The sequence below is a fragment of the Mucilaginibacter sp. genome, assembly GCF_028288225.1.
Lineage (GTDB): Bacteria > Bacteroidota > Bacteroidia > Sphingobacteriales > Sphingobacteriaceae > Mucilaginibacter.
In genome coordinates, this window is record NZ_JAQBOC010000057.1 from 46,273 (window position 1) to 59,680 (window position 13,408).

General features: G+C 41.1%; 5 protein-coding genes and 1 pseudogene. 2 read left to right on the forward strand and 4 right to left on the reverse strand.

Annotated elements, in window-relative coordinates:
- The first annotated feature begins 24 nt into the window (after positions 1-24).
- Positions 25-684 (forward strand): DUF4136 domain-containing protein, encoded by a 660-nt coding sequence (locus JWQ54_RS17275; RefSeq protein ID WP_299587218.1) that lies wholly within the window; start codon positions 25-27, stop codon positions 682-684.
- Between the two features lie 117 nt (positions 685-801).
- On the opposite strand, the gene JWQ54_RS17280 is transcribed toward JWQ54_RS17275, so the two are convergent.
- The 3 genes from JWQ54_RS17280 to JWQ54_RS17290 all read right to left on the reverse strand — a co-directional run bounded on the left by JWQ54_RS17280 (position 802) and on the right by JWQ54_RS17290 (position 10,775).
- The gene (locus JWQ54_RS17280) at positions 802-1,023 is read right to left on the reverse strand and encodes a hypothetical protein (protein WP_299587221.1); all 222 of its coding nucleotides are present in this window, start codon (positions 1,021-1,023) and stop codon (positions 802-804) included.
- 120 nt (positions 1,024-1,143) lie between these two features.
- Complete coding sequence (locus tag JWQ54_RS17285) at positions 1,144-5,166, reverse strand: LamG-like jellyroll fold domain-containing protein (RefSeq protein ID WP_299587224.1); 4,023 nt, start codon at positions 5,164-5,166, stop codon at positions 1,144-1,146.
- A gap of 284 nt (positions 5,167-5,450) precedes the next feature.
- Positions 5,451-10,775, reverse strand: coding sequence for a putative Ig domain-containing protein (locus JWQ54_RS17290; RefSeq protein ID WP_299587226.1), 5,325 nt, complete (start codon positions 10,773-10,775; stop codon positions 5,451-5,453).
- A gap of 416 nt (positions 10,776-11,191) precedes the next feature.
- Between JWQ54_RS17290 and msrA the strand changes: the two are divergent.
- Positions 11,192-11,637, forward strand: a pseudogene (gene msrA / locus JWQ54_RS17295) (peptide-methionine (S)-S-oxide reductase MsrA).
- Positions 11,638-11,827: 190 nt separating this feature from the next.
- Here the strand turns inward: msrA and lpdA are convergent.
- The gene (lpdA, locus tag JWQ54_RS17300) at positions 11,828-13,231 is read right to left on the reverse strand and encodes a dihydrolipoyl dehydrogenase (protein WP_299587228.1); all 1,404 of its coding nucleotides are present in this window, start codon (positions 13,229-13,231) and stop codon (positions 11,828-11,830) included.
- Positions 13,232-13,408: the final 177 nt, after the last annotated feature.

Sequence of the window (13,408 nt, forward strand, 5' to 3'; positions counted from 1 at the left end):
AGTGAATATAAGGGTGTTAATATCATGAAAAGAACAATTTATTTAGCGTTGACTGCCTTGATGATTTCCGGGCTATCAGCATGTACAAGCTACGATTATTATACTGCCGCCATTAACAAAACCAATTTAAGCAGTTACCACACGTTTGCATGGATGCCTCCTTCAAATAGCGGTAATAAAAAAATGGCCAATAGTGAGGCTGATGCTAAAATTAAGGATGCTGCTACCAGCGCCCTGGTTTCTAAAGGGCTGCGTTTAAGCCAGCGTAGCCCCGACCTTATAGTTAGCTATACCACCACAGTTGGCCGCGGCGCCAGAACCACCTATTATACACCTTATTATGGCGGATGGGGCGGTTATTATGGCGGCTGGGGCGGTTATGGTGGCTGGGGCGGTTTTGGGCTTGGCTTTGGCTGGGGATGGGGTGGCTGGTACCGGCCATATTATTACGCGTATGGGGCACCATTTGCCTATGGCGGCCCAACTTATGCAGAAAAGGATCATTTTAAAGAAGGTACTTTAATTATTGATTTGATTGACCCGCGTACCCGTCGTATTGTATGGCGCGGATTTGGCGTTGGCGAAGTTCATAAAAACCAGCAAAAAAACATAGATGATTTGCCTAAAGTTGTAAACGGCTTACTTGACCAGTTACAGCTAACACCATCATATGCTGCAAGGTAATATGGTTACTATAGCGGTTTTAAACAGATCAAATTAAAATAAAGCAATAGAATATATTTATTTGAAACCCGGATAGGATGATGCTTAAAAACAAAATCAGATCCGGGTCTTTTATTTTTACCAGCTCCGGGGATTAGGAGATGACTGTTTCTGTTTACGATAAATATGTCTTGCTGCAAAAACAATAGCAACAAATGCCAGAAAAATAACCCAGGTATCCAAAGGACAAGTCGTGAGATCTGGATCCTGCCCTGCACAAGGCGCTCCGGGATCCTGTGCAAATAATAACCCGGCATTAAACAACAATAACAATGTGCTAAAAAATATCCTTACACGCATACAACATTAATTTTTAGAACTACACTTACAAAAATACATTTTCTAACCACACTTTTACTATATATCCTGCATGTAAAATATTTAATACAACTTACTATTAGTGCTTTATGATAATATTGTTTATAATTTAACAAATTTCCCCTTTCCAACCATTGTATTATCATTGTTATTAATGACATCTACAACATAGGTGCCCGGCAGCAAGCCACTTACATTATCCTGCCAGGTATCCTGGGTTGTTTTAATGATTTTTAAGACCTTGCCGGTACTGCTGGTGATCTTTATGCTATATGATGGAGCTGAAGATTTTATAACAGCAAAACTACTTTTAACAATAGCTACGTTAATAGTACCCACTGCCGGGTTGGGGTATATATTTACCGCGTTGTTATCCATATTATCGCTTAAGGTTGAATACCTGAGCGAAATTAGGTCCGAATAAGTTATTACACCATTCAAATCTTCAAGTTTTAAACGGTACAGGTCTGTCGCAACGGGCGGATTTTTGTCAAGCAAGCTGTAGCTGCCCTCGCTGCTTGAAATAAAGCCCCCAACCACATCAAAGGTTTTACCATTATCTGTGCTCCGTTCAATGGTAAAGTTGGTTAAGTTTTCTTCATTTTCGGTTTTCCATGTCAATTCAGCCCCTTTGCTTGTTTTAGTTGCTGCAAAATTTAATAAATGCAGTCCCAATGCCTTGTTTTGGCGGATCACCAGGCTAAACCTGTTTGCACCCCAGCTATTTGTATCGCTCCTTAAAATATTGAACTGGTAAGTGGCATTGTGCTTTAAATCCAGCGAATCATTTTTATAAGCATCATTCAGCCAAATTTCATATCGCTTAGGGATATTTTTTAGTTCGGTCCTGTTTATCGCATATAAACCATCAGTCGTTGCACTTACGTATAGCCTGATTTTTGTCTGGCTCTTTTTTGGCAGAGGGATATCATTTATAGAAGCAGTTCTGTTGTCTGAAGTATAGCTTGAAAAATTTACGCCCCCGGTTCCTGTCATATGCTGGGAGTCTTCATCAACCACAAATTCATCTTTTGCTGTGTTTTCAAACCGCACAACTGCTTCTTCCACGTTATCCGAATCTTTTGACATTGCCAAACGTACATATTGCAACACCGGGCCACTTTTAACCGGGCTTTTACTCAATAATAAGTTTGCCCCCGTTACCTGTGCACTTGTTTTGGCCGACTCATGAAAAATTAACTGCGCGGTTGCATCTATTGCCTGTACATAAAAGCCCTGTCCGCTTGGAATTATATGGGAAGCGCCATTTACGGCAATTGTGCCATCATAGGTGCCATATATTTTTGTGGCTTCGTTATAAATATATATTGTCTTTTTTACCTTAGGCCCGTAAATACCCGCTGTTGAAGTGGTTGCACTGAATGTATCCCAGTCAATGGAGCTGGCATAGGGGTTGCCAACCATATTGTATCCTGCATAAGCTGCAGGATTTTTCGCTACCGGTGTATATTGTAAGTTTGGGGCATTGGTATACCAGTGTACAAAGGTTACGGTTTGTTGGTTTAAAGTCCCCCTTGATACAAAAACGTTTGATTCAGGAATTGCATTTACGAGGTACTTTGAATTGATATTAGTGGTGTTGCCCCTGTAAAAAAACCAAAAGCCGGTCCCTACATAAAGATTAAAGTTTCCGTCGTAGTCAACCCCCACCGTATAAAGCGGCACGTTATTGATCTTATTAACCCCCCTGAAATTCCCGCCGTTGTATGATCCATTGGTAAATTCAGTATTCCCCCGGTATAAATAAATGGTGGGGTTGCCTGCCTTGCTCATTCCGCCGCCTATGCCAAGCGAACCGGTTATTGGCGCATACGTGGAAAGGTATTTTAAATCAAAATAATAATTGGAACCTGCCGTTGCAGTATATACCGGCGATGATAAAAAGCGGTAGCCGCGGTATTTGAAAGCGCCGCCGCTTATGTAGCGTTCAGCATTTACAAGCCCCGTTATGTTATACGATGCCGGTATGGCTGCCACGCTTGCTGTTAATATTGAGGAGCTTTTTAATGTCAGATCGCCATTTCCGGTATTGTCAATCACCAAATTGCCTTTTGTTAAGGTTAAGGTATTATAAATATCAACCGGGCCGCCGGTAATGGTTACAACGCCCGGCGACGAGTTAGTGTTGCTAACTGTCATATTGCTTAATTCGGCAGTGTTAGGCACATTGTTAGTTGACTTGTAAATCTGAGACATTACAATACCATTCCAATTAATAGTGCCCGTCGAATTAGCACTATTTCCCGAGGTGATAGCTAATAAAATACTGGCATCCAAAATACCTTTCCCCCCGGTTGTTACTTTATTAATAATATTACAACCTACGTTAAGGGTGTAGCCATTTAAATCTAACGATGCCCCATCAGCAATGGTAAGTCCGTATATACTGGCTGAAGCGGCTAATTTGGGGTAGATACCTGTACCGACAGCAGGGATTACCAATGAGGTTTTACCGGTTGACAGATCAGGAGCACCGAGATCCCAGTTTGCAGCTGTTGTAAGGTCAGTGCCAGAGGCGCCTTTCCAGGTGCAAATTAATGCTCCTGCCTTTAAGGTTTGAGCATTGCTTACATTGGTAGCTACCGTATTGCAAACTGTAAAAAGCTTTGGATTTTTTTGATTATAATACTCCGCCAATACCCAATCTGCCGATTTGGCTATGTTTGATATGCGTACCTCATCCATTACACCATTAAAAAACCAATTATCATCAAAACCTCCATTTGCCGCCCCTGTTCCATGATCCAAGCCCATGGTAAGATAATTACCTGCTTCCGGAGGTGCATTTGTGCCAGTAGTACCAGCTTTAAATGCGCCGGTACCGGCAAACATTCCATTTTTATAGTTAATAAATTTAGTGCTATTAAATTCTCCCTGTATATACGTCCAGGTAGATGGGTTCACAAGCGAGTCTGCATCATATACGTTACCAGGGCTTGGATTTAAGGTTGTTCTTGTTTCTGTTTCAATCAGGCTGTTTCGTACACTCAATTTATACCCATGGCCATAATTAAGCTGATCTGACACCAGCTTATTATCAGCCGTTGCAGTTCCGTTATAGGTTACCCAGGCAGATATGGTAAAAGTGTTTGTAATATCAGGGTATGTTCCGGTGTTTTGAATAATGCTACTTTTATTAGTTGAGTTAAATGCATAAGCACCTCCGGTTGTCGGTATGCCAGCAGCTACGTGTATTTCGTCGTTTGTTACAGTGGTGTTTGCCTGTACAGCGTTCCTGCCATGAAGCGTAGCATCCAATACCGTGGCGGTGGTCGCCCCTTCGCTAAAATGATAAACGGCCAAATAATCACTTGGCCAGGTAGATGCTGAAAAGGCTGAGGAATGAGATGGGCTTTGCGAGCCAAAATAAAATGTGAGCGTTTTGTCGGTATTTGTTAATGCAGGCACCTGTACCCATGCCAGCAAAATACCATTAGCTGAGTCGTAAGTGTCTACCTGGTAATAAAGTTCGGTATTGCTGCCGGTTTCAGTAAATGCAAAATCGTAATTTGTTCCCGCCGCGGCTCCGCCGCCGTTACCTGTCGGGAACTGAACTTTATCGCCACATACCTTCCCGATCTTAAGCGAGTCACTTTGTATATAAACCAAAGCCGGAAAACTTGTTAACGATGCAGCAGCACCGATACCGGTATTTGACATTTTTAAAGTAATAGGTATATTAAAGCCATAACTACCTGTAGTAACATCAGGCTGGGTGGGCTTTACTAAAAAGGTTAAATTATCGGTCACTGTTTTGGGGATGTTGTTGGAGATTTTTTTAAATGTGGCCGATACCACCAGCGTATGTGAGCCGTATGACAGCCCGGTTGTAGGAATGGTTGCGGTGCCGGTAGTACCAGATACTGTTACTGGAACGGCAGCGCCGCCGTCTACCGAATAAGACATTGTTTGAAAGGTATAACTACTGGTAGGGTTTTCTGTAATTGTTGCAGTAAATGACGTGCCTATTGTAAAAATAATATCTGCAGAGGGAGAAGTTATATTTACAGTTTGGGCGGTGCTGTAATTGGTTAGAAATATTATTAAAGCTAATGCACAAAAAAATTTCAGGAAGATAACATTGGATGTATAAGGTTTTTTCATCACAAACAATAGATTAAATTACCAGTAGATTTAACTATTAATCCTCCGGATATTTACTAATAGTTAATTATACCCTTTATACGAAAACAAAAAAAATTAGTTCTACTTTTTTGAAAAAAAAAACAGCCCCGGCCAGGCTGAAAACGAAGAGATAAATAATATAAAATATAGGGAGTTGGCAGCGGCAAATAATTATAAAGCACCACCGAAAGTGGATAAGCTAACTTACCGGGTTTAACAAAACAAAAATCACGGGAGAATAACTTAAGCTGTTGATTATAAGACTATAATTTCACGAATTTAGTTTTTCCAACAACACTTTTATCCTTGTTATTAACAATCTGCACAACGTATGATCCGGGGAGCAGGCTGGCTACATTATCCTGCCATTCAAGTTGTGATGATATGGCTTTTTTAACAATTGTACCATTACTGCCGGTGATAACAATATTAAATGAGTAATCGCTGGTGTTCGCAAACGATAAAGTGCTTGGGTTAATTGAAACATTAATATTACCCCTGGTAGGATTAGGATAAATATTTACATTACTGCTTGCAATAGTATTGCTTAATTTTGAATACATAAGTGCAACTACCTTTGAGTAGGTTATAGTACTATTCAAATCTTCTAGTTTTAAGCGGTAACAATCTGTGGTTACAAGCGGATTTTTATCAGTGAGGTTATAAATAGCCTGCCCGTTTGATGCAAACCCACCTAAAACATCAAAGGTCTTACCATTATCTGTACTTCTTTCAACCGTAAAATTAGTATAGTTTGCTTCATTTTCCGTTTTCCATACTATTTGGGCCCCGCTGGTTTCCTTGCTGCCTGTGAAATTTAATAAATGCAGTGCTAAAGCCGGGTTCTGACGCATAACTAACGAGAACCGGTTTGAGCCATAGCTGTTCGTATCGTTCTTTAATACATCAAATTTATAAGTTGAATTATGCTTTATATCTAATGAGTCTTTTTTATAGGCGTCCATTAACCATATCTCATACAATTCGGGCACGCTTTTTAACTCGGTTTTATTTATAGTATATAAACCATCGGCAGTTGCATTTATATTTAATTTTATTACTGTTTGCTTATTTTTTGGTAATGGGAGTCTGTTTATTGCGAGGCTAACATTATCTGACGAAATACTTGAAAAACTTACAGCACCACTTCCTGACATATATCTTGAGTCCTCATCAAGCACATATTCATTTTTAGCAGTACCATCAAAACGGACAATTGTTTCTTCTACATTATCAGTATCTTTTGCAAAGTCTAAACGCATGTATCGAAGCGTATTATTTGCAACAGGCTTAGTACTTAACAACAACGTTGACCCGGTAGCCTGTGTTGGGCCTGCTACCTGGGCGCTGGTTTTGGCTGCCTCATTAAAAACTAACGTAGCAGTTGCATCTATCGCCTTTACATAAAACCCCTGGCCGCTAGGAATTACGCGGGAAGCCCCATTAATTCCAAGAGTGCCATCATAAGTACCATAGATCTTTGTAGATTCGTTATAAATATAAATAGTTTTGTTTACTTGTGGTCCGTAAATTCCTGCAGATGGGTCGGTTGTGCTAAAAGTGTTCCAGTCAATTGAGCTTGCATAAGGATTGCCGACCAAATTATAACCGTAGCCGGTGTTGCCCGGTATCGGTGTGCATTGAAGGGTTGATAAACCTGTGTACCAGTTTATAACTGCTACGGCTTGCTGGTTTAATGTCCCCTTTGATACGAAAACATTTGCCTCTGGAATGGTATTTAATAGATATTTTGTAGCAATATTAGTTGTGTTTCCCCTGTAAAAAAACCAAAATCCTGTACCTACATGTAGGTCATGATTTCCATCACCGTCCACCCCAATACTGTAAAGCGTTGAATTATTGATCTTATTAACCCCCCTGAAGTTCCCGCCGTTGTATGATCCATTAGTAAAGGAAATATTATCGCGGTATAAATATATAGTAGGGTTACCTGATTTGCTCATTCCCCCACCTGTACCAAGGCTACCTGTAATTGGTGCGTAGGCTGAAAGGTAGCTTAAATCGAAATAATAATTACTTCCTGCTTTTGTTGTATATACCGGCGAGGATAAAAAACGATAGCCACGGTACTTTAATGCGCCACCGCTTATATAGCGCTCAACATTTACAAGGCCTGTTATGAGCGATCCCGATGGAATCACATCTACAGCCGCCGAACTGGAAGCGTCGGATTTTAGTGTTAATATCCCGCCCGCATCCAATGTGGCTGTTGAACCTACCATTTTCAGGATTCCGGTACTGGCAACAGAAAAATTACCGCTTGCCATACTTTTTGTGCCGGATCCGCTGAAATTTACATTATAATATGTTGTACCGTTTGCTGATCCACCTGCCAGGTTTTGTGTTGTTCCATTGAAAATTACTGTGGCAGTTTTCAAATCAGCGTAATTACTTACATCATTTGCAAGCGTATTGGTAAAATCGCCTGCAATATTTAAATTTCCTGACAATAATGTTTTAATACCCCCGCCCGAAAATTTAAGGTTCTGATAGCTAACACCTAACGATAAACCGGTAATACTTGCATCTGTATAAACCATTTGGGCGTTCGCTCCTGAATATTCAACGGTTGAACCGGTGTTATTAAATGATATTGAATTTGTACCTAGTGATGATAACCCCGATAAGGCGGCAGCGTTGGCCAATTGTAATGTACCGTTAGTAACAGATATAGTAGAAGTACTGCCTGCAGTATTGGTGGTTTGTACAATACCGGCAACTGTTGTTGTACCCCCTGTTACATTAAATGTTGAATTAAAGGTATAGGGGGTTCCGCCTATAGTTGCAAAATTTGATGTTAGTGCAAGATTCCCGTTAAGCTTAAGACTGTTTATAGATGAGTTTATAAGAAAAATATAAGGAAAAGGCGATGCAACATAAGTTGATGAAACATTTAAATTAAATGCTGTTATGTTGCCGCTGCCCGTAAATGAAGAAAATACATTCCGGTATGATTGTGCGTCAGCCTTATAAGTAATATCTCCGGCAACGGCTAAGGTAATTCCGCTGCTTACCGAAATAGCCGGAGCGCTGCCATTAAGCGTACCCATTATAATTGCACCAACATTTGTATTTGCTGAAACAACCGGGGTGGTAACAAAACCTGTAGATGAGCCAATAAGGGCCTGGTCTGAGGGCCCGGGCGCAACTCCGCCGCTCCAATTTCCTGCAGTTCCCCAAACAGCGCTGGCATTACCTGCCCAGGCAATTTGCTTACCGGCTAACAGCGTTACATTTGTGCTGCCAACGCCGCTTGCGTTATATGCGGTAACAGTATAGGTAGCCGGGCCGAAAGAAGCTGTTGGCGTACCTGTAAAATTCCCTGTAGTATTGTCAAAACTTAAGCCGGCAGGTAATACATCGCTGATGAAATAGCCTCCTACAGGCGTAAATTTTTTAAAATTCTCCATAGTGCTTCCATAATCAGAAACATACAGGTTTCCTGCTGCATCCGGAACGAGCCCGTCACATGCTGAAAAACCGCTTATTGATGTAAGCAAAGTACCTGCCGAATTATAAACCTTTACAATTCCGTTACCCGAATCACCAACAAAAACATTCCCGGCGCCATCAATAGCAATTGTCCAGGGGCCGCTTAGTCCGGTAATAAAATTTGCGGTGATTAAAGTACCTGTCGAGTTATATTTGCCTACCTTTCCGCTTGTGTAGTTTGCAACATATATATTTCCCGATTGGTCAACCGCCACGCCGCTTGGATTGCTCAAGTTTGTTGTTGATACCGATAAAGATTGAAGGGTGCCGCTTGTATTGTATTTTTTTACGGTATTTGCGCCATAATCGGCCAGGTAAATAAAATTTGAGGCATCGATAGCTATACCATATGCCTGGTTTAATGACGAGATTATGGTGGATTGATATGCCCCGCTGGCATTAAATTCATATACGCATTTGTTTCCCTTATCAAGCACAAAACAATTGCCCGACGAGTCGAAAACCAATGATGATGGCAGGCTCATGGTTACGCCTGTTCCAAATGTTCCGATGAAGGTACCGCTTGCGCTATATTTTAATATTTTACCAACGTCGTAAGCCGTTACATAAATATTTCCCGACGCATCAATTGCCATTGCATCCGCTCCGCCTATTCCGCTGGCTATCACAGTACCTGTTCCGTAGCTCATTGTTCCTATTGCTCCTCCGGTGTTCATCGGGGATAAAGTACTGATAGCCGTATTAACCACATAGCTGTTTGTTGATGGCGCATAGCTGATAGCGGGCGGTAGAAGTATTGCGCTAAGCGTAACCGCAGTTGAAAAGCTACCCGATGCATTATAGCCTGTAATAGTGAAAGTGGTTGCTGAAAATGGCACACCCGGAGTGCCGGTGATTATACCGGTTGTAACATCAAAATTTAAAGTGGCAGGTAATGCGGGGCTAATAGTATAGCCTGTAAGCAAAATTTTACGGATGTTTGAACTTGCAGCGTTATTATCGCCCACAAATACATTACCTGAATTATCGGCAGTAATACCATAGGGGTTAACAAATTTAGCCAGGGTGCCTACTGCATCTAACTCTGCCGATGCTCCTGTTCCGGCCAAAGTTGTAACAATTGCAGCCGGAGAAATTTTCCTTATAAGATTGGTAGCATTATCAGCCACAATTAAATTTCCCGACGCATCCATGGTTATACCATAAGGAGCACTAAAAGTGGCTACCGTTGTTCCGGTGCCATCTGCCGAACCTGCTGTTCCGGTCCCTGCAAAGGTAGTTACAGGAAATGCACCCGCTGTACTAATCTTTCTGATCTTGTTTCCGATGGCATCACTTACAAATAAAAATCCTGAGCCATCATAAACAATGCCGGCTGGCCCGTTTAATTTGGCCAGCGTTCCGGTTGTATTATCCGTTTCCGCCGCTGCGCCTGTTCCGGCTATAGTGGTTACCGGGTTAATCCCGGCAGTGCTTATCTTTCTTATTTTATTCCCGGCAAAATCGCACACATATAAAAAGCCCGAACCATCGTAATCAATACCTGAAGGGCTATTAAATTGTGCGTTGGTTCCTGTGGTGTTATCAACTTCAGCACCTGTTCCATTACCGGCTATCGTAGTTACCGCATAAGGTGCAGTTGTACTTATTTTTCTAATCCTGTGATTGCCATTATCCGTTACATATAAAGATCCTGCGCCGTCATAAACAATACCCCATGGATTCTTGAATTTAGCGGAAGTACCTGTCGTACTATTAGCAAAACCGCTTGTTCCCCCGGCTATGAGGGTAGGCACCCCGGTTGAACTGATCTTATAAATAGCATTCCCGCCAAAATCGGCTTCATATAAATTTCCGCTTCCGTCTGACGTTATTCCCCTTGGCCCGTTTAAATTAAAACTGGTGGGTACAAACGTACTAACTGTACTAAAGGTTGTAGCGGGTACTGTACCGCCCCCTGTGACAGTTGTTGGAGATAGCGAAGAAATGGCCGATCCAACTGTATAAATATTTGTTGATGGGCTGTAACTAAAATTGGGCATTTGAGAAAATGCACTGTTAATACTTATCAATAAAAAAAACAGCACAGAAATAGCTGATAGGATTTTTTTCAAAATACAGTTTTACATGTTGATAAAATATGTTAATAAAATGCGAGCGGGTTATAATTTATAACTCTTTCATTAACAGTATTTACCGGGGGGTTTACTCAATAATTATATCAATCACTACAAATATTCATATTTGTGATTTTTTGTTTGTCGATACTTATTAACATATTAACATTTCTAATATTAAGTATATTAAATATTTTAGTAATCTACTGAGGGTGCTTTCTTTATTCAATAAAACAGTAATCGAACTGCCATTTTTAACTCCGGCAATTTATTGTAAACCAAACAAATCTTATCTTCGTTATTAATAATATGAATATTGAAAAAATAACATTTGGCAATGGTTGCTTTTGGTGTACAGAGGCAATATTCGAAACCCTTACTTAAAGGCGTTAAAAAACCTGGCTTCAGGCTACATGGGTGGCCATACCAAAAACCCTACTTATAAAGAAGTTTGCAATGGCGATACCGGGCATGCGGAAGTTATTCCGCTGGAGTATGACGCCGATGAATTATCATTTGATGAGCTGCTGCTTATATTTTTCAGAACCCACAATCCAACAACTTTAAATCGCCAGGGTGGCGATGTCGGCACACAATACCGCTCGGCCATATTTTATCATAACGATGATCAGAAACAGAAGGCCCTGGCCATGATAAAAGACTAACTGATGAGAAAGTTTTTGACCGGCCTATTGTAACAGAAGTTACTCCTGCAAGTGAGTTTTACAAGGCTGAAGATTATCATCAAAATTACTTTGCTAATAACCAGGGCAACCCGTATTGCGCGGCCGTTATACAACCTAAATTATATAAATTCGCAAAAGAATTCACTGAAAAGATCAAGCCCGAATTACTTTAACACAATTTAATCCGGCACTTGTGTTTGGTACTACAATTTTACAAAAGTGGCTTTCCCTACCGGGCTTTTGTATTACAGAGATGGCAACAAGTTACATTCAGGAAGGCGATTAAAAAGAGAGATTTGGCAACTTTTAAAAGCCACCAAATCTCAATAAAGAAAATTCGAAATCGAAATTCCGAAATCAGAATTAAATATGTATCGGCCTGTTTTCAGTAGCGGCTAAACAGGCTTCGCGCACTGCTTCTGCGTAGGTTGGGTGGGCGTGGCTCATGCGCGATATGTCTTCGGCAGATGCGCGGTATTCCATTGCAGCAACCGCTTCGGCTATCATATCTGCAGCACGCGGGCCTATCATATGCACGCCTAATATCTCATCGGTTTCGGAATCAGCCAGTACTTTTACAAAACCATCCAGGTCGCCGCTGGCACGTGCACGTCCGCTGGCTTTGAATGGGAATGATCCTGTTTTATATTTTACTCCTGCTGCTTTTAACTGTTCTTCAGTTTGCCCTACTGCAGCAACTTCAGGCCAGGTATAAACAACACCCGGAATAAGATTATAATCAATATGCGGTTTTTGTCCAGCAATAATTTCGGCAACAAGTGTACCCTCATCTTCGGCTTTGTGGGCAAGCATAGCGCCTTTAATAACATCGCCAATGGCATATACACCTTTTACACTGGTTTCTAAATGCTCATCAACAGTTATCTTGCGTCCGCGTTCTTCAACTGCTAATCCAATTTTATCCAGGCCCAAACCATCGGTATAAGCAATACGGCCCACAGCCACCAGGCAATAATCGCCTTTTAGCTCTTTCTTTTCGCCTTTCGGGTCATCAAAACTTACCGTTACTTCTTTACCTTTTACTGTAGCGCCGGTAACTTTATGGCCCAGGTAAAACTCCATACCTAATTTCCGCAAAACCCTTTGCAGCTCGCGGCCCAGGCCGCTATCCATTGTAGGGATAATGGAATCCATAAACTCAATTACAGAAACCTTTGAACCTAAACGGGCATATACCGAGCCAAGCTCCAAACCAATAACCCCGCCGCCAATTAATACCAGGTGCTTAGGGATCTCTTTAAGTGTTAATGCCTCAGTTGAAGTTATGATCCTCTTTTTATCAATTTTGAGGAATGGTAAGGCAGAAGGTTTTGAACCTGTAGCAATAATTACATCTTTGCTGGTTATCTCAGTTGTGGTCCCATCAGCTTTTGTAACAATGATGGTGTTTTTATCTTTAAATGATCCTACACCAGTGTGCACATCAATCTTATTCTTTTTCATCAGGTAGGCAATCCCACTGGTGTTCGCGGTAACTACCTCCTCCTTGCGTTTTATCATCTGCCCAAAATCAACTTTCAGGTTATCCAGCTGAATGCCATGGGTAGCAAATGCATGAGCAGCGTTATGGTAATGTTCGGATGAATCAAGCAGGGCCTTTGACGGGATACAACCCACATTAAGGCAGGTGCCGCCTAAAGTATTATATTTTTCAATAATTGCAGTTTTTAAACCCAGTTGGGCACAACGTATAGCGGACACGTAGCCACCAGGGCCCGAACCGATAACGATAACATCATATTGCATAAGCTTTTTATTTGTTGGAGCGCAAAGTTAAACAATATTACAGGCCTTATAAACTGTAAATTGACAAAGTTGACACAGCCGTTATGAATATCCGGCTTCTTTGATAGGATTAGTATTTATACTAATGCGGCTTGTGTAATAATGTGATTACAATTTATTTAAAATATCTCAAAGCCA

Excerpts from the sequence above, each read along its gene's own strand:
- JWQ54_RS17275 (WP_299587218.1), top strand. The coding sequence starts at position 25 with ATGAAAAGAACAATTTATTTAGCGTTGACTGCCTTGATGATTTCCGGG.
- lpdA (WP_299587228.1), bottom strand. The coding sequence starts at position 13,231 with ATGCAATATGATGTTATCGTTATCGGTTCGGGCCCTGGTGGCTACGTG.
- JWQ54_RS17280 (WP_299587221.1), bottom strand. The coding sequence starts at position 1,023 with ATGCGTGTAAGGATATTTTTTAGCACATTGTTATTGTTGTTTAATGCC.
- JWQ54_RS17285 (WP_299587224.1), bottom strand. The coding sequence starts at position 5,166 with ATGAAAAAACCTTATACATCCAATGTTATCTTCCTGAAATTTTTTTGT.